14 protein-coding genes and 1 tRNA gene are annotated in these 16,991 nt (G+C 73.7%); 4 read left to right on the top strand and 11 right to left on the bottom strand.

Annotated elements, in window-relative coordinates; translation table 11 throughout:
* Positions 1 to 18: 18 nt before the first annotated feature.
* From pdxT to pgsA, 6 genes are all read right to left on the bottom strand, one after another.
* Positions 19 to 612 carry a pyridoxal 5'-phosphate synthase glutaminase subunit PdxT gene (gene pdxT, locus AMK24_RS18400; protein WP_073769857.1) on the bottom strand — a complete coding sequence of 198 codons (594 nt, stop codon included), beginning with the start codon at positions 610 to 612 and terminating at the stop codon, positions 19 to 21.
* A gap of 6 nt (positions 613 to 618) precedes the next feature.
* Positions 619 to 1,539, bottom strand: coding sequence for a pyridoxal 5'-phosphate synthase lyase subunit PdxS (pdxS, locus tag AMK24_RS18395; protein ID WP_073769856.1), 921 nt, complete (start codon positions 1,537 to 1,539; stop codon positions 619 to 621).
* Between the two features lie 170 nt (positions 1,540 to 1,709).
* Complete coding sequence (locus AMK24_RS18390; RefSeq protein WP_073769855.1) at positions 1,710 to 2,258, bottom strand: hypothetical protein; 549 nt, start codon at positions 2,256 to 2,258, stop codon at positions 1,710 to 1,712.
* A 387-nt stretch (positions 2,259 to 2,645) separates the two neighbouring features.
* Entirely contained in the window at positions 2,646 to 3,806 is a 1,161-nt protein-coding gene (locus AMK24_RS18385) for a glycosyltransferase family 4 protein (protein WP_073769854.1), read from the bottom strand.
* Complete coding sequence (locus AMK24_RS18380) at positions 3,803 to 4,720, bottom strand: phosphatidylinositol mannoside acyltransferase (protein ID WP_073769853.1); 918 nt, start codon at positions 4,718 to 4,720, stop codon at positions 3,803 to 3,805. Before AMK24_RS18380 ends, AMK24_RS18385 begins: the two co-directional genes overlap by 4 nt.
* Positions 4,717 to 5,415 (bottom strand): phosphatidylinositol phosphate synthase, encoded by a 699-nt coding sequence (gene pgsA, locus AMK24_RS18375; protein WP_073769852.1) that lies wholly within the window; start codon positions 5,413 to 5,415, stop codon positions 4,717 to 4,719. Before pgsA ends, AMK24_RS18380 begins: the two co-directional genes overlap by 4 nt.
* Positions 5,416 to 5,971: 556 nt before the next feature.
* Here pgsA and AMK24_RS18370 point away from each other — a divergent pair.
* Positions 5,972 to 7,642, top strand: coding sequence for a hypothetical protein (locus AMK24_RS18370; RefSeq protein ID WP_073769851.1), 1,671 nt, complete (start codon positions 5,972 to 5,974; stop codon positions 7,640 to 7,642).
* Between the two features lie 76 nt (positions 7,643 to 7,718).
* Here the strand turns inward: AMK24_RS18370 and AMK24_RS18365 are convergent, their stop codons facing one another.
* A complete protein-coding gene (locus AMK24_RS18365; RefSeq protein WP_073769850.1) occupies positions 7,719 to 8,294 on the bottom strand; it encodes an HIT family protein in 576 nt (191 codons plus the stop codon).
* Between the two features lie 66 nt (positions 8,295 to 8,360).
* Between AMK24_RS18365 and AMK24_RS18360 the strand changes: the two genes are divergently transcribed.
* Complete coding sequence (locus AMK24_RS18360) at positions 8,361 to 9,038, top strand: potassium channel family protein (RefSeq protein ID WP_073769849.1); 678 nt, start codon at positions 8,361 to 8,363, stop codon at positions 9,036 to 9,038.
* Positions 9,039 to 9,068: 30 nt separating this feature from the next.
* On the opposite strand, the gene thrS is transcribed toward AMK24_RS18360, so the two are convergent.
* From thrS to AMK24_RS18345, 3 genes are all read right to left on the bottom strand, one after another.
* Positions 9,069 to 11,045, bottom strand: a complete 1,977-nt coding sequence (gene thrS, locus AMK24_RS18355) for a threonine--tRNA ligase (RefSeq protein ID WP_073769848.1) — start codon at positions 11,043 to 11,045, stop codon at positions 9,069 to 9,071.
* Between the two features lie 99 nt (positions 11,046 to 11,144).
* Entirely contained in the window at positions 11,145 to 12,398 is a 1,254-nt protein-coding gene (locus AMK24_RS18350; RefSeq protein ID WP_073769847.1) for a hypothetical protein, read from the bottom strand.
* Positions 12,398 to 12,985: a DUF4365 domain-containing protein gene (locus tag AMK24_RS18345; RefSeq protein WP_073769846.1), complete on the bottom strand. Its 588-nt coding sequence runs from the start codon at positions 12,983 to 12,985 to the stop codon at positions 12,398 to 12,400. Before AMK24_RS18345 ends, AMK24_RS18350 begins: the two co-directional genes overlap by 1 nt.
* A gap of 227 nt (positions 12,986 to 13,212) precedes the next feature.
* Here AMK24_RS18345 and AMK24_RS18340 point away from each other — a divergent pair, with 227 nt between their 5' ends.
* Positions 13,213 to 13,938, top strand: a complete 726-nt coding sequence (locus AMK24_RS18340; protein WP_073769845.1) for a 3'-5' exonuclease — start codon at positions 13,213 to 13,215, stop codon at positions 13,936 to 13,938.
* 67 nt (positions 13,939 to 14,005) lie between these two features.
* Here AMK24_RS18340 and AMK24_RS18335 read toward each other — a convergent pair.
* Positions 14,006 to 14,077, bottom strand: a tRNA-Val gene (locus AMK24_RS18335).
* A gap of 138 nt (positions 14,078 to 14,215) precedes the next feature.
* Between AMK24_RS18335 and AMK24_RS18330 the strand changes: the two genes are divergently transcribed.
* Positions 14,216 to 16,903 (top strand): SCO7613 C-terminal domain-containing membrane protein, encoded by a 2,688-nt coding sequence (locus AMK24_RS18330; protein ID WP_079190552.1) that lies wholly within the window; start codon positions 14,216 to 14,218, stop codon positions 16,901 to 16,903.
* Positions 16,904 to 16,991 lie beyond the last annotated feature (88 nt).

Below are 16,991 nucleotides of genomic sequence, written 5' to 3'. Positions count from 1 at the left end.
GATCCTACCGGGATCCGCTCACTTCACCGCGCGCACCATGTCCACGAACAGGGCGTGCATGCGGTGGTCGCCGGTCAGTTCGGGGTGGAACGAGGTGGCGAGGGCGTTTTCCTGCCGGACGGCCACGATATGCCCGTCGTGTTCGGCGACGACCTCGGTTCCGGCCCCGACGGACTCGACCCAGGGCGCGCGGATGAACACGCCTTCCACCGGGCCGCCTTCCACGCCCGCGACCTCGACCGCGGCCTCGAACGACTCGTTCTGCCGACCGAACGCGTTGCGTCGCACGATCATGTCGATGCCGCCGACGGTCTCCTGGCCCGAGCGGGGGTCGAGGATCTTCTCGGCCAGCAGGATCATGCCCGCGCAGGTGCCGTAGACCGGCATCCCGGCCCGCACGCGCTCGCGCAGCGGCTCCAGCATCCCGAAGAGCACGGCCAGCTTGGACATGGTGGTGGACTCGCCGCCCGGGATGACCAGGCCGTCCACCTCGGCCAGCTCCTCGGGGCGCCGGACCGGCCTGGCCAGGGCGTTCGCCGAGGCCAGGGCGATCAGGTGCTCCCGTACGTCGCCCTGGAGCGCGAGGACGCCGATCAGGGGGGTGTCGCTCATCAGTGGTTACCAGCCGCGGTTGGCGTAGCGCTCGGACTCGGGCAGGGTGTCGCAGTTGATGCCGACCATGGCCTCGCCCAGATTGCGGGAGGCGTCCGCGATGACCTTCGGGTCGTCGTAGAAGGTGGTGGCCTTCACGATCGCGGCGGCGCGCTTGGCCGGGTCGCCGGACTTGAAGATGCCGGAGCCGACGAAGACGCCCTCGGCGCCGAGCTGGCGCATCAGCGCGGCGTCGGCCGGGGTGGCGACCCCGCCGGCGGAGAACAGCACGACGGGCAGCTTGCCCAGCTCCGCGACCTCCTTGACCAGCTCGTAGGGGGCGCGGAGGTCCTTGGCGGCGGCGTACAGCTCGTTGTTGTCGAAGCCGCGCAGCCGCGCGATCTCGTTCTTGATCTGGCGCAGGTGGCGGACGGCCTCGACGACGTTGCCGGTGCCGGCCTCGCCCTTCGAGCGGATCATGGCCGCGCCCTCGGCGATCCGGCGCAGGGCCTCGCCCAGGTTGGTGGCGCCGCAGACGAAGGGGGTGGTGAAGGCGAACTTGTCGCTGTGGTTGACCTCGTCGGCCGGGGTGAGGACCTCGGATTCGTCGATGTAGTCGACGCCGAGGGACTGGAGCACCTGGGCCTCGACGAAGTGGCCGATGCGGGACTTGGCCATGACGGGGATGGAGACGGCCCCGATGATCTCCTCGATCATGTTGGGGTCGGACATCCGGGCCACGCCGCCGTCCTTGCGGATGTCGGCCGGAACCCGCTCCAGGGCCATGACGGCCACGGCGCCCGCGTCCTCGGCGATCTTCGCCTGCTCGGCGTCGACGACGTCCATGATCACGCCGCCCTTGAGCTGCTCGGCCATGCCGCGCTTGACGCGGGCGGTGCCGGTGGCGGGGGAATCGGCGGACTGCGGGGTGCTGGGAAGCGTGGACACGGGACCTCACTCGGTGAAAGACGCTGAACTCTGCACCGCCGAGCAAACGCCCCGGGACCAGGCCACAGCAAGGGCCAATGGACAGGCCGTGGATCGTTTTGAGTGTGGGAGCACCGGTCGTGGAGGGCCCGGCGCCCGGTCGCGGAGGGCCCGGGCTTCCGGCCCTCCGCTCAGGTGCCGGGCCGGTCCGCGAGGGCCACCGGCGGGGCGTCGTCCATCTCGACGGCGAGCGGGAACGGCGCGTGCCCGGCCAGTCGGAAGAGCCGGACGGTGCGGTGGCGGCGCAGGGCGCGGGCGGCGCGTACGGCGTCGTTGTGGAAGCGCCGGGCCATGGGCACGCGGCGTACGGCGGCGGCCAGTTCGGTGGCCGCCTCCTCGCCACCGGGGACCTCCTTCACCGCGTCCACCTGGACCGGTTCGCCGAAGACCGCGCGCAGGGCGGCGCTCAGTTCGCTCTCCGCCACCTCCCGGTGGTCCTCCTCGGCCTGCCGGGCGGCGTGCGCGGCCTCGTACAGGAGGATCGAGGCGGCCGGGTCCAGGACGCCGGAGGTGGCCAGCTCCTGGGTGACCGAGGCGCGGCGCAGGAGTTGGGCGTCGAGGGCGGCGCGGGCCGCGTCGATCCGGGAGTGCAGGCGGTCGAGCCGGCCGGCGGTCCAGCTGAGGTACACGCCGATCGCGACGAGGGCGACGACGATCCAGACGATGAGGGTTACGGTCACGGGCCCACACGCTACCGTCGCGCTCGGGCCCGGCACGCACCCCCGGGAGGGGAAGGCTCGGTTCCGGAGCGGGGAGCGGCCCGTGAAGGGCCTCCCGGCGGGCTCGCGCCGGCCCGCGGGATCCGGCACGAGCCCCCTGATCCCCCCTGAACCGGCTGGTCCACCCGGTCGGCCCGGTCCGGACGGAAGCCTCCTGGCCCGGAGGAGGGCCCTCAGGGCCTGTCGTCACACCGCCGTCGTCGCCCGGAGGGCGGCCGGGCGGTGCATGGTGCGTGCGATCGCAAGGCGCCGGGACGGTCTTGCAGCGGAGCTGCCGGGGCATGTCGGCAACACCGCGAGCGTGCGTGCCAGGCGCCGCCCGGCAGGCGGCAGTGCGACGACAGGCCCTCAGGGCCGCGCGAGTCCGAACCGGGCCCGCAGCCCGGAGCGTTCGTCCGCCGCGACCGAGGCGGCCCCGTCGGTGACCGTCTCGTACACCGCGAGGATGTCGGCCCCCACCGTCCCCCAGTCGAAGCGGCGTACGTGGGCCTCGCCGCGCTCACGCAGTCCGGCCCGGCGCTCGGGGTCGCCCAGCAGCCGGATCGCGGCGGCCGCCAGCGCGTCGGCGTCCTCGTTGGCGAACAGGTCGCCCGCCGCGCCCTGGTCCAGCACCTGCGCGAAGGCGTCCAGGTCGCTGGCGAGGACCGGCGCACCGGCCGACAGCGCCTCGACCAGGATGATGCCGAAGCTCTCGCCGCCGGTGTTGGGGGCCACGTACACGTCGACGCTGCGCAGCAGCCGGGCCTTGTCCTCGTCACTGACCATGCCGAGGAACTCGACGCGTCCGCGCAGCTCCTTCGGCAGTGCGGCCACCGCCTCCTCCTCGTCGCCGCGCCCGGCGACCAGCAGCCGGGCCTCGGGGCGGGCGGCGAGGATCGCGGGGAGCGCCTTCATCAGGACGGGCAGGCCCTTGCGGGGCTCGTCGATGCGGCCGATGAAGCCGAGGGTCTGGCCCTGCCACTCGGCCTTCGGCTCGGCGTCGGCGAAGAAGCCGACGTCGACGCCGTTGGGGATGACGACCGCGTCCCCGCCCAGGTGCTCGACCAGGGTGCGCCGGGCGTACTCGCTGACGGCGATCCGGGCGCTGATCTTCTCCAGCGCGGGCTGGAGGATCGGATACGCGGCGATCATCGCCCGGGAGCGGGGGTTGGAGGTGTGGAAGGTGGCCACGATCGGCCCCTGGGCCGCCCAGCAGGCCAGCAGGCCCAGCGACGGAGAGGTCGGCTCGTGGATGTGGATGACGTCGAACGTTCCGTCGTGCAGCCAGCGCCGCACCCGGGCCGCCGAGAGGAAGCCGAAGTTCAGCCGTGCCACGGACCCGTTGTACGGGACGGGGACGGCCCGGCCCGCCGAGACGACGTAGGGCGGCAGGGGGGTCTCGTCGTCGGCGGGGGCGAGGACGGAGACCTCGTGGCCGAGCCGGTTCAGGTGTTCGGCGAGGTCCCGGATGTGGAACTGCACGCCGCCCGGTACGTCCCAGGAGTACGGGCAGACGATGCCGATCTTCACGTCGGTTCCTTCCGGGGGTCCAGGTCGTCCAGCCAGAGCCGCTGGAGCATGTGCCAGTCCTCCGGGTGCTCGGCGATGCCGTCGGCGAAGGCGTCGGCCAGGGCCTGGGTCATGGCGGCGGTCTTCTCGGCGCGGGCGCCCTCCTCGGGCTCCTCGACCGCCGGGTGGACGCGCGCGCCCATCACCGGCGTGCCGTCGTACCAGAGCGTCACCGGCAGCAGCAGAGCGCCCGTCTGCTGGGCGAGGAGCGCCGGTCCCGCGGGCATCCGGGCGGCGGCGCCGAAGAACGACACCTCGACGCCGGTCGCGGACAGGTCCCGGTCCGCGACCAGGCAGACCAGGCCGCCCGCGCGCAGCCGCCGGGCCAGGGCGCCGAAGGCGGACCCGCCGCTGTGCGGCAGGACCTCCATGCCCAGGCCCTCGCGGTAGGCGACGAACCGGTCGTAGAGGGTGGCGGGCTCCAGCCGTTCGGCGACGGTGGTGAAGGGGACCTTGAGAGCGGTGGTGACCCAGGCGCCCGCGAGGTCCCAGTTGCCGAGGTGGGGCAGGGCCAGGATCACGCCCTTCCCGGCGTCCAGGCCCTCGGTGAGCAGGTGGGCGTCCCTGACGTCGACGCTCGCCCTGATCCGCTCCGGGGTCCAGGCGGGCAGCCGGAACGACTCCATCCAGTACCGCATGTAGGAGCGCATCCCGGCCCGCGACAGCTCGGCCAGCCGCTGCGGGGTGGCGTCGGGGACGACCCGGGCGAGGTTCGACTCCAGCCGCAGCACGCTCTTGCCGCGCCGTTTCCACGTCTGGTCGGCGATGGTGCGGAAGAGCCGGGCGGCGGCGGGCTCGGGCAGCTTCTTGACCGCGCCCCAGCCCAGTCCGTACAGCCCGTCGGTGAGCCGGCCCTTCAGGTCGGAGGCGGTCACCGGTCGGCCTCGCTCCCCCGGCCGGGGGCGTCCGCGTCCCTCGGCCCCGCGGCGGCGGCCTCGGCCGCGTCCGCCTCCGCCGACTCGCGGCGTACGGTCACCACCCGCTGGATCAGCGTGACGAGACTGCCGACGGCGACGATCCACAGCGCGATCGGGAGCAGCACGTCGACGCCCGGGACGCCGAACGCGTGCAGTCCGGCGAGACCGGCGGCGACCAGCGAGATGACCAGGCGCTCGGCGCGCTCCACGAGGCCGTTGACCGCGACCGGCAGGCCGATCGACTCGCCGCGCGCCTTGGTGTACGAGACCACCTGGCCGCTGGCCAGGCAGAAGATCGCGACGGCGCAGAGAATGTCGTCGTCCCCGCGGCCCGCGTACCAGAGGGCGAAGCCGGCGAAGATAGCCCCGTCGGCGACCCGGTCCAGCGTCGAGTCGAGGAACGCGCCCCAGCGGCTGGAGATCCCGGCCTGCCGCGCCATGTTGCCGTCGACCAGGTCGGAGAAGACGAAAATCGTGATGACGATCGTGCCCCAGAAGAACTCCCCCATCGGGAAGAAGACCAGCGCGCCCGCCATCACTCCGGCCGTACCGACGAGAGTGACCGCGTCGGGGCTGACTCCCAGGCGGAGCAACAGAGCGGCGAACGGCGTGAGGACACGCGTGAAGAATGCACGCGCGTACTTGTTCAGCATGGCCTTCCCGGGGGTTCGGTTCGCCGAGCGGCCCTTTCGGCCACCGGCTGGCCCATCGTAGTCACCGCCCGTGCCTCCCACCGGACGGGCACCCGCGGTCCGGGTGTCATCGGGCCCCGGCCCGGCCGGCGGGACGCCGTGCGCACCGCGCACGTCGCTCCCCGCGTCCGCGGCCCCCGCTGCTCCGCGTCCGGCCGCCCTCTCCCGTGCCGCGCCGGGTCGCCCGGGAGGCACGCTCCCGGCGGCCCGGCGCACGCCCGCTCCGGAGCCGCCGCGGGAGCGCCGAGGGCCGACCACGCCGTCGAGCAGGCGGCTGCCCGACCACTCCCCGGCGTGGCCCCCGCCGAGAAGGCCCCTGGGCGCACGCCCGCGCCGAATCCCCGAGCCGGCCCCCGGCGCGTGACCGGCGCACTGACGCATACACCTCCTCCGGACACGCCGGTGACGGGCAGTGGCGCGATCCGGACGATACGCTGTGGGCGCAGCTCAGAAGGTATGCCGCGTACGGTAGTTGGGCACACCGCAGGAGCAGACGTGCGGCGAGTGGGGGCGACAGGTGGCCAACGACGGATTCGACTTCTCACCCGGGGCCCAGGTCCCGATCCAGGGCTCGGGCGGCCAGACGGTGGCGACCAACGCCCTGGCCTCGGCGGCGTATCGGGACAGTCCGGTGGAGACGATCCTCGACGCCAACAGCGAGTGGCACGCCTCGCAGGTGAAGCCGGGCTCCTCCAAACTCTTCAAGTCGGACTACTTCAAGCCGAATCTCGGTGAGGCGTTCGCCCGTGCCGTCCAGGAGCGGACGCTCGGCGGCGCCCGCAAGGCGCTGATCCAGTCGTTCGGCACGGATCCGCAGACCGTGGTGGAGCACTGCCTGTCGGCGAACAACCTGCGCAAGGCCCGGGACATCCGGCTCACCCTGGTGACCCTGGTGTTCGGCGTGCTCTTCCTGCCCGGCATGGTGGCCTGGGTGATCGCGTTCCGGATCCGGGACGCGCTCAACAAGTCCAAGGACACCGCGTTCCGCGCGGTCGGCACGGTGCTGCTGGCCGCCTTCGGGATCGGCGCGCTGGTCCTGATGGTCACACTCCCGCTGACCGGGCTGCTCGCGCTGTACGTCCGGGGGGCGCTCATCGCCCCGCTGATCGGCTGGCTGATCGCCAAGCGGATCGCGGAGACCTCGGCCAAGGACCTGCGGGCCCGCTGGGCGGGCCTGCTCTCGGGCGCCGGGGTGATCGCGAAGATCCCCGAGGCGGTGCCGAAGAATCCCAACGAGACCGACCGCGAGGCGCTGCGCCAGAGCCTGGAGAAGCTGTCGGCCGAGCAGCAGTCGAACTCGGTCTTCTACGCCGGGCCCAAGGGCATCCTCGGGATGGGCACCCGCTGGGGCAGCTGGCAGCTGGCCGAGGAGCTGGTCCCCAAGGACCCGACGAAGGAGATCCACCAGTTCCGCAGCTGGGACCTGATCCGGATCATCCACGACCAGCTGAAGATGCTGGAGCGCGGACCGCTGAACACCGGCGGCTTCCCCACGCCGTCCGTGAAGCACTGGATCGTCTCGCCCATCGGGGAGAACGCCGACTCCGTCACCCGCCCGGAAGGGGAGGACGTCGCCACCTTCCAGGTGAAGCCCCACGAGATACAGCGGATCTGCAACCACCAGCAGTTCGGCAGCGGCGACCGGCACTACCTGGGCGTCCAGTTCACCCTGTGGGACGGCCAGTTGGTCATCACCATGATGATCACCGTGACCGTGCTCCACGAGACGCTGCGCATCGAGGTCACCGGGCACGCGCTCGGCCCGGTGCACGGCCTGTTCCTCTCCAAGCCGGCGGCGAAGACGAAGACGGTCAACAAGACGGTCCGCTTCTGGGAGACCCGGGACATCCAGCTGGCGCTGGTGGACGCCAAGGAGGTCGTCCGGCTCGCTCTGCGGGCCCCCCTCACCTGGTATCCGCCGCTGCTGGACTACCTGGGCGGCAAGATCGTGCTGCCCGAGCCGTTCGGGCTGCGGCACGCGTGGGCGGCCAAGCCGTGGAACCACCGCTTCATGGCGGACGACGCGATGCGCGCCGCCACCCCGGTGCTGCGGGCCGTCCACACGGCGGCGATGCGCGTCCTCGCGGAGAACGGCGTCGACACCGAGCGCTTCGACAACCGCTCGATGGTCCTGAGCGGCCTCGTCCAGGACCCGGCGCCGCGCAAGGCCGACGTCTACGAAGCGTAGGAGGCCGTTCGTACGGAGTGAGGGGGAGGGCCGGTGACCCGGCCCTCCCCCTCCGTACGACGCGCCGGGGCCCGCCTCAGTGGACCGGCAGGTCCCCGGTCGGCCAGGCGTCGGCCAGGATCACCCGGGTGTCGCCCAGCAGCTGGGGCAGCACCTTGGTGTGGCCGATGACCGGCATGAAGTTGGCGTCCCCGCCCCAGCGCGGCACCAGGTGCTGGTGCAGGTGCGCGGCGATCCCGGCGCCGGCGACGGAGCCCTGGTTCATGCCGATGTTGAAACCGTGCGCTCCGGAGGCCGTCCGCAGCGCGGTCATGGCCCGCTTGGTGAAGTCCGCCAGCTCGACGGTCTCGGGTCCGTTCAGCTCGGTGTAGTCGGCCACGTGCCGGTAGGGCACGACCATGAGGTGGCCGCCGTTGTACGGGTACAGGTTCAGCACCGCGTAGACGTGCTCGCCGCGGGCCACCACGAGCCCGTCCTCGTCGGATTTGGCGGGAATCGAGCAGAACGGGCAGCCGTCCTCGGCCCCCGGGCCGCTCGGCTTGTTCTCGCCCTGGATGTACGCCATCCGATGAGGCGTCCACAGGCGCTGGAATGCGTCGGGCGTCCCCACCCCGATCTGCTGCTCCGGCTCACTCGTCATGCGGATCAGCATATGGCGTCACCTCGACGGGGCGTGTCGCCGGGGCCGCGCCGTCCGGCCGCCCGCGATGCTGAGGCGATGAGCGATCGTCCCGTCCTCGATCCGCCCGCCCGGCTGGCCCGCTGGGAGCAGCGCACGGAGGTCCCCCTCTTCCTGGCGGGGCTGGTCTTCCTCACGGGATACGCGGTCCGGGTGCTGGCCCCGCCCGGCGCCGAGCCCTGGACCGACATCGCGCCGGTCCTCGTGTGGGCGACCTGGCTGATCTTCCTCCTGGACTACGCGGCCCGGTTGCGGCTCAGCGGCCTGGGCGCGCGCTTCCCGCGCGTGTACTGGCTGGACACCGTGGTCCTGCTGCTGCCGCTGCTGCGTCCGCTGCGGATGGTCAGGGTGTACACGGCGGTCCAGCGCCGCCGCGACCGGCCGCGGCTGGAGCTGTACGCGCGGGTGATGGCGTACGCGGGGACGACCGCCGCGCTCCTGGGGTTCGCCGCCTCCCTCGCCGTCTACCACCTGGAGCACACGGCGGCGGGCGCCTCCATCCGCACGTTCGGCGACGCGGTGTGGTGGGCGTGCGCGACGCTCACGACGGTCGGCTACGGGGACGCCGCCCCGGTCACCTTCTGGGGCCGGACGGTCGCGGCGGGGCTGATGGCCTGCGGGCTGGCGCTGCTGGGCGCGGTGACGGGGTCGTTCTCCTCGTGGCTGATCCAGGTGTTCACCCGGGAGGACGAGAAACGGCCCCCGGAGCGCGGGTGACGCTCCGGGGGCCGTGTCCCTCGTACGGGGTCAGACCTGTACGCGGTCCTCGACGGCCTTCGCGATCTTGGCGATGGCCTCGTCGACCGGGATGCCGTTCTCCTGGGAACCGTCGCGGTAGCGGAAGGAGACGGCCCCGTTGGCCATGTCCTCGTCACCAGCGATGATCATGAAGGGCACCTTGGCCTTCTGCTGGTTGCGGATCTTCTTCTGCATCCGGTCGGAGGAGGCGTCCACGTCCACCCGCAGCCCCTGCTTGCGCGCCTTGGCGGCGAACTCCTGGAGGTAGGGGATGTGGGCGTCGCCGATCGGGATGCCGACCGCCTGGACCGGGGCGAGCCAGACCGGGAACGCGCCCGCGTAGTGCTCCAGGAGCACGGCGAAGAAGCGCTCGATGGAACCGAACAGGGCACGGTGGATCATCACCGGGCGCTGCTTGGAGCCGTCGGGGCCGGTGTACTCCAGGTCGAAGCGCTCCGGCAGGTTGAAGTCGAGCTGCACGGTCGACATCTGCCAGGTGCGGCCGATGGCGTCCTGGCACTGCACGGAGATCTTCGGGCCGTAGAACGCGGCGCCGCCCGGGTCCGGGACCAGGGGGAGGCCCTGCTTCTCGGCGACCTGGCGCAGCGTCTCGGTGGCCTCTTCCCAGGTCTCGTCGGAGCCGACGTACTTCTCCGGGTCCTTGGTGGACAGCTCCAGGTAGAAGTCGGTGAGCCCGTAGTCGCGGAGCAGGTTCAGCACGAAGGTGAGCGTGCGGTCCAGCTCCTCGGCCATCTGCTCCTTGGTGCAGTAGATGTGCGCGTCGTCCTGGGTGAAACCGCGCGAGCGGGTCAGGCCGTGCACGACGCCCGACTTCTCGTACCGGTAGACGGTGCCGAACTCGAAGAGGCGCAGCGGCAGTTCGCGGTAGGAACGGCCGCGCGCGTCGAAGATCAGGTTGTGCATCGGGCAGTTCATCGGCTTGAGGTAGTAGTCCACCCCGTCGTCGAGCTGCATGGGCGGGTACATGCCGTCGGCGTACCAGTCCAGGTGGCCGGACTTCTCGAAGAGCTTGCCCTTGGTGGCGTGCGGGCTGTAGACGAACTCGTAGCCCTCCTCCTCGTGGCGGCGGCGCGAGTAGTCCTCCATGGCCCGGCGGATGACGCCGCCCTTGGGGTGGAAGACCGCGAGGCCGGGGCCGATCTCGTCGGGGAAGGAGAAGAGGTCCAGCTCGTTGCCGAGCTTGCGGTGGTCGCGCTTGGCGGCCTCCTCCAGGAACTCCAGGTGCGCCTTCAGCTCGTCCTTGGTGGGCCAGGCGGTGCCGTAGATGCGCTGGAGCATCGGGTTCTTCTCGCTGCCGCGCCAGTACGCGGCGGCGTTGCGCATCAGCTTGAACGCGGGGATGAACCGGGTGGTGGGCAGGTGCGGGCCCCGGCAGAGGTCCTTCCAGCACAGGTCGCCGGTCTTGGGGTCCAGGTTGTCGTAGATGGTCAGCTCGCCGCCGCCCACCTCGACGTCCGCGCCGTCGTCGGAGGAGGCGGAGCCCTTGATGCCGATGAGCTCCAGCTTGTACGGCTCGTCGGCCAGCTCCTGGCGGGCGTCCTCGTCGGAGACCACGCGGCGGGAGAACTTCTGGCCCCGCTTCTGGATCTCCTGCATCTTCTTCTCGATGGCCTTGAGGTCCTCGGGGGTGAACGGCTTCTCGACGTCGAAGTCGTAGTAGAAGCCGTCCTTGACCGGCGGGCCGATGCCGAGCTTGGCCTCGGGGAACAGCTCCTGCACGGCCTGGGCCATGACGTGCGCGGTGGAGTGGCGCAGGATGTCGAGGCCGTCCGGGGAGGAGATCTCCACCGGCTCGACGCTCTCGCCGTCCTGGAGCACGTAGGAGAGGTCCTTCAGCTCGCCGCCGACGCGGGCGGCGACGACGGTGCGCTGACCGGGGAAGAGCTCGCCGGCGGTCGTGCCCGTCGTCACCACGTGCTCTTCCCGCTCGGAATCGCGTTGGATGATCACACGGACGTCTGACACCGGTCTCTCCTGACTGAGGGGATGCCTGCCTTCATATGGCCAAGCACTGCGAATCGTACCGAGCCGTACGCCCCCGATGCGAACGCCTTCCGGTAGGCCCTACGGCTCCTCCCCCGCGCACGCCTCCTCGAAGAAGTCCACGTTCTCCTGGAGCGCCTTCATCAGCCGGTCCCGCTCCGCCTCGTCCACCTGCACGGGTGCGACCCGCGAGGCCCCGGTGAGCCGCCGGAAGCCGCCCCGGCTCTCCAACCGCCCCTCCACCCGCAGCGGCAGCCCCACCAGGTGGGCGTGGCCCGCGATTCGGTACGCCTCCTCGTCCAGCTCCACCCGGACGTGCCCGACCTCGGCCCCGGCCAGCACCCGCAGCCGTACGATCCCGGCGCCGCCCGGTCCCGAGCGCCGGAGCCGGACCACCGCGCCGGTCAGCCGGACCCGTACGGCGGGTTCGTCGCGGAGGTAGCGGGCCCCGGCGGCGCGCAGGGCCGGCAGGTCGCCCGGGGAGAACTCCACGGGGGCGGGGCGGGCCGGGCAGCCGTCCGGGACGCCCACCGCGGGCGCCCACCGCAGGTCGATGCGGGCCCCCTCGGAGCCGCGCACCAGGGTGATCAGCGCCTCGGTCAGCTCCCGGCCCGCGCCCGCCGCGACCGCGCTGCCGAAGGCGTCCAGGCTGCCGGTGGCCCGCTGGTAGTCCACCGCGTCGCGGGTGGCGTGCAGGGCGTGGCAGAGCCGGACGGCGACGGCGCGCCCGGAGGCGACGGGGAGGTACGCGGTGAGGCCGCGGCCGTCCGCCCCCGGCCCGAGCAGTACGTCGTCCAGGGCGGCCCGCGCCTTCCGGCGGTGGCGGGCCCCGTGGTAGCCGGCCCGGCGGCGCGCCGCGAGGGCCCCGGCCAGAAGGACCTGCCGGGCCGCCGACCGCAGTTCCTCCGCCTCTCTCCAGCCCGCGGCTCCCACCGCCCCGGCCGCCGTCTCGGGGGCCTCGCGCCACCAGCGGACCTCGTCGCTGGGCACGGTGAGGGAGAGGAGGATGCCGCGGGCGGAGGGGTCGGAGCTGCGGCGCAGGGCGAGGAGAGCCTCCTCCACCAGCTCTCCGCTGTCGGAGAAGGCGGCGCTCTCGGGCACCAGCAGGCTGGTCGCCCCGGCGCCGGGCCCGGGCGGGGTCCAGCGGCCGTACCGGCCGGGCGCTCCCCCGCGCCGCTGCCAGCCGTACCGCCGCAGCAGCGCGCCGAGGACGGCGGGGTCGGGCGGCTCCGCACCCCCCTCGGCGAGCGGCGGGGGCCAGGAGCGGGCGGCGGGGTGGGAGCGGGCGGCGGGCGGTCCCGTCCCGCCGGTGGGCTCGTCCATCGACCGGTGCATCAGGGTCTCCCTCCGGCCCCGACCCGGGCCATGATGTCGCAGAGCGCGCGGTCGTCGAAGATCCGCGAGGTCGGGACGCGCACAGTGGTCCGGCGCCGGCCCGTCACCGGGTGGCCGGCCAGGTTGGTCCAGTAGCAGCAGTGGCGCAGGTCGAGGCCGGCCGGTCCGGCGCGCAGCCAGTCGCCCTGGCTGCGGGGGACGATCATCACGACCAGGATCTTGTGCACCGTCACCGGGTCGCGGGCGAGTTTGACGAGGTGGGCGTTGTCGAGGGTGAAGGGGAACGCCCCGCCCGCCGGGTGCGGCGGTATCTGGTAGGTGCACTTGAGCTGCACCTTGATGGTCACCTCGTCGTCGACGGTGTGGGCCGCGGCCCCGTGGCTCACGTGCCAGTCGACGCCGTTGTCGGGGAAGGGCTGGGACAGGGAGCAGCCGGCGGCCGCCGCGGCGGCGTGCAGGTAGCCCACCTGAAGGGTCTCCATGCAGGCGGTGGTGGCGAGGGAGCCGCGCAGCGGCGCGTCGGGCGGCCGGGGCCCGGGGGCCTCGGCTCGGGCGGTTCCCCCGGGGTCGGGCTGCGCGAGCGCCATGGCTCCGTGTGCCTTCCGGGCGTGCCGGCCGACGGCAGGCGGGCTGCCGTCGCGATGTCGTGGGCGGGACGGATCGAGAGGCGCCGGGAACAACTCCTCGACGTCACACCTGTGTTGTCACCGCATCGGACCGCCCGCAAACGGCGTATCCGGCAAACGGTCCGGGTATCACCGATATCGGGCAGAGGAATCACTCCATCTGCCGTGCGGGTGCGAGGAGTTCGGAGATGACGCACTGGTTCGAGGGGCCACTGGCCGCTTTTGACACGGAGACGACAGGCGTGGACGTCGAGCGGGACCGGATCGTTTCGGCCGCTCTCGTCGCGCAGGACACCGCGGGCGGTCGCGTCCGCGTCACCCGGTGGCTGGTCAACCCGGGGGTTCCGGTCCCGCCCGCGGCGACCGGGATCCACGGCCTGACCGACGACCACCTCCAGCGCAACGGGCGGTGGCCCGCGCCGGTGATGGACGAGATAGCCCGCGCGCTGACGGAGAGCTGTGCGACGGGCCGACCGCTCGTCGTGATGAACGCGCCCTTCGACCTGACGCTGCTGGACCGGGAGTTGAGGCGGCACCGGGCGTCGTCGCTGGCCGGGTACCTCGACGGGGCCCCGATGCGGGTGGTGGACCCGCGGGTGCTGGACAAGCACCTGGACCGCTACCGCAAGGGCCGCCGCACGCTCACGGACCTGTGCGCGCGGTACGAGGTGGTGCTCGACGGGGCCCATGACGCGGCGGCCGACGCGACGGCCTCGCTGGAGCTGGTACGAGCGGTGTGCCGACGGTTCTCGCACCGGCTGGAGCGGCTGTCGCCGTCCGAACTGCACGCTCTCCAGGCGACCTGGCACGCGGCCCAGGCGCGGGGCCTGGAGGCGTGGTTCGCGAAGAGCGGGACGCCGGAGACGGTGGACCCGTCGTGGCCGCTGCGCCCGGACCTGCCCGCGGCGGCATGAGGGGCCGCAGCGGTCCCGGACATGCGAAAGCCGGTCCGCGTGACGTCTGCGGACCGGCTTTCCCCGGTGGGCGATACTGGGTTCGAACCAGTGACCTCTTCGGTGTGAACGAAGCGCTCTCCCACTGAGCTAATCGCCCGGGAACGGGTTGAACCATACAGGGCTCCGCGGGCTTCGTTCAAACCGCTTCCGGTGAGGCTCTACTCAGTGCCCCCAGTCCGGGAAGTGAGTATCCGAGCGCATGTACGAGCCGGGTGGCCGGGACCACACTCCCCGCATGGAACCTGTGCCCCCGCCCGCCGAGGAACTGGCCCGCCTCGACCGAGAACTGGCCGAGCTGGACGCCCGCCGCGCCCAGCTGCTGACCCGGCGCGCCTGGCTGCTCGCCGCGCTGCGGCCGCCCGTCCCGGCCGCCGCCCCCGGCTGGAACCCGTCGGCCTGGGGCGCACCGCCCGGCGGCGGGCCGGCCGCTCCGGCACAGCCGTGGGGCTACGTCCCCGGGAAGGGGGCGTCCGCGCCGCGCAGCGCGCAGAACGTCTTGCTGACGCTGGGCGGGCTGCTGCTGGCGGTCGCGGCCGTCGCCTTCACCCTGGTGAGCTGGGGCTCGATGGGGATCGGCGGCCGGTCGGCCGTGCTGTCCGTGGTGACCCTGGGCGCCCTGGCCGCCCCGGCGGTGCTGCTGCGGCGCGGGCTGACCGCGACCGCCGAGGCGCTGACGGCTCTGGCGCTGGTGCTGACCCTGCTCGACGTCTACGCGGTCCACGCCGTGGCGGCCCCGGACGCGGACGGGCTCGGCTTCACGGCCGTCGCCTGCGCGGTGCTGGCGGCGCTGTGGACGGCGTACGGCCTGGCGCTCGGCACGTTGCGCCTGCCGCTGCCGGTCGCCGTGGTGCTGGCGCAGTGGCCGCTGCTGTTCTGGGCGTGGGCCGCGGGCGCGCCGGCGCCGGTGGTCGGCTGGGCGCTGCTGGCGACCGCGGTGATGGACGGGGTGATCGCGCTGCGGGGCCGGGGCCCGGGGGTGCGGATCACCGCGTGCGTCGGCGGTTCGGTGCTGGGTCTCTCGGCCTTGCTGGTGGGCCTGACGCTGTCCGCGACGGCCTCCGGGCCGATCGGCGCTCTGGCGCCGGGCGCGCTGCTGCTGGCGGCAGCGGCGGCGGCCCTGGCCGGTGCGTGGCGCGCCCCGAAGGGCTTCGCGCTCGTGGGCGGCGTGGTGGCGGGGCTCGCCGCGGTGGCGGCGGTGGGCGGCGTTCCCGCGGCGGCGGTGGCGGACGGCTGGCGGGTGCTCGCGTACCTGCTGTGCGGCCTCGCCCTGACCGCGGTCCTGCGGACCCGGCTGCCGAAGGACGCGGCGCGCGGGGTGCTGGTGGCGTCGGCGGCGGTGGCGGCCGGAGCCCTGGCGGGATCGGTCCCGTCGGTCGCGGCGGTGCTGCTGGGCCCGATCACGCTGTTGTCGGACGTATGGGCGGGGTCGCCGCAGGGCTTCCGGTCCGCGCTGGGCTCGACGCTGCCGTGGTCGGAGTCGGCCGCGGCGCCGGTGGTGCTCGCCCTGGCGGCCGGGCTGCTGGGTTCGGCGTACCGGTGGTGGCCGTCGCTGGTGCGTGCCGTCGCGCCGCTGACGGTGCGGGAGCCGGGCGCGCCCGGGGCGCCGGAGGCCGGGGCGCCGGAGGCCGGGGCGCCGGGTGCGGGCGTGCCGGGCGGCAGGCCGCCGGGGGCGCCCGGAACGGCGGCGTACGGGACCGGAGCGCCCTGGTACGCCGGGGGCCCCGCGGGAGCGCCCTGGTACGCCGTCGGCGGGGGCCGCGCCCGCGGGTGGCCCTCCGGGGCGGCGCTGCGCGGGGCTGCGGGCGCCGGGGCGGTGGCGCTCGGCTGGGGCGCGCTGCTGTCGGCCGGGGCGGTACTGGACGTGCCGTACGCCCTCGCCGTGGTGGCCGAGACGCTGCTGGTGGCCGGCCTGCTCGCCCTGGCCGTACGGGGCGCGGGAAGCGGCGGGCGGGCTTCGGCGGCGGTGGCGGTGACCGCGTCGGCGGCGGCGGTGGCCGGGGCGGTGAGCGCCGGGCTGTTGTCGCTGGCCTCCGAAGGGGCGTCCTACGCGGTGTTCGCCGCGCTGGCCGCCCTGTTCGCGGGGGCGGCGTTCCGGGCGGGGGCCGGGGTGCCGCGTGCGGTGTTCGCCGTCGCCGCGGTGGTCTGGGGCACGGTGCTCACGGGTTTCGCGGGCCGGTCCCTGGGGCTCGCTGGGCATGAGTCCGCGCCGCTGCTGCTGCTGACGCCCGCCCTGACGGTGCTGCTGGGGGCGCGGCTGCGGCGGAACCCGGTGGCAGTGCCGGTGGAACTGGCGGGCGTGCCGGGTGCGCTGGTCGCGGTGGGGCTGTCGGCGGCCGACGCGCCGTTCCTGGCCCTGACGCTGGCGCTGTGCGGGGTGCTGGCGGCGGGCGCCGCGGTGCGGCCCGAGCGGCGGCCGGTGGCGGGGCGGTCGGCGGCGGGACTGTTCGTGCTGGCCGCCTGGGTGCGGCTGGCGGCTTCGGGGGTGTCGTTCCCCGAGGCGTACACGCTGCCGGTGACGGTGCCCGCGCTGGTGGTCGGTTTCCTGCGGCGGCGCAAGGACCCGGAGGCGTCCTCCTGGACGGCGTACGGGCCGGGGCTCGCGGCGACGCTGCTGCCGAGCCTGGCGGTCGCCTGGACCGACCCGGACTGGGTGCGACCGCTGGCGCTGGGGACGGCGGCGCTGGTGATCACCCTGCTGGGAGCGCGCCACCGCCTCCAGGCGCTGCTGATCCTGGGCGGGGCGGTGCTGGCGCTGGACGGGCTGCACGAGCTGGCCCCGTACGTGGTGCAGGTGGCGGGGGCGCTCCCCCGGTGGCTGCCGCCGGCCCTGGCGGGGCTGCTCCTGCTGGTGGTGGGCGCGACCTACGAGCAGCGGCTGCGCGACGCCCGCCGGCTGAAGGACGCGCTGGGTCGGATGCGGTGAGCACCGCCCCGGCTCCGGGGCCGCCATGAGCGGCGGCCCCGGAGCCGGGAAGCGGGCAACGCAGAGGGCCCGGGAGACGGAATCCGTC

The organism is Streptomyces sp. CB02366, assembly GCF_001905905.1.
In the GTDB taxonomy this organism is placed as follows: Bacteria; Actinomycetota; Actinomycetes; order Streptomycetales; family Streptomycetaceae; genus Streptomyces.
Note: the sequence above shows the minus strand (reverse complement) of the source record. Positions and strands in the feature narration are given on the sequence as shown.

Coding starts and splice junctions, on each gene's coding strand:
- pdxT (WP_073769857.1), bottom strand. CDS start 612: ATGAGCGACACCCCCCTGATCGGCGTCCTCGCGCTCCAGGGCGACGTA.
- pgsA (WP_073769852.1), bottom strand. CDS start 5,415: ATGCTGAACAAGTACGCGCGTGCATTCTTCACGCGTGTCCTCACGCCG.
- AMK24_RS18365 (WP_073769850.1), bottom strand. CDS start 8,294: ATGCTGATCCGCATGACGAGTGAGCCGGAGCAGCAGATCGGGGTGGGG.
- AMK24_RS18360 (WP_073769849.1), top strand. CDS start 8,361: ATGAGCGATCGTCCCGTCCTCGATCCGCCCGCCCGGCTGGCCCGCTGG.
- AMK24_RS18350 (WP_073769847.1), bottom strand. CDS start 12,398: ATGCACCGGTCGATGGACGAGCCCACCGGCGGGACGGGACCGCCCGCC.
- AMK24_RS18345 (WP_073769846.1), bottom strand. CDS start 12,985: ATGGCGCTCGCGCAGCCCGACCCCGGGGGAACCGCCCGAGCCGAGGCC.
- AMK24_RS18340 (WP_073769845.1), top strand. CDS start 13,213: ATGACGCACTGGTTCGAGGGGCCACTGGCCGCTTTTGACACGGAGACG.
- AMK24_RS18330 (WP_079190552.1), top strand. CDS start 14,216: ATGGAACCTGTGCCCCCGCCCGCCGAGGAACTGGCCCGCCTCGACCGA.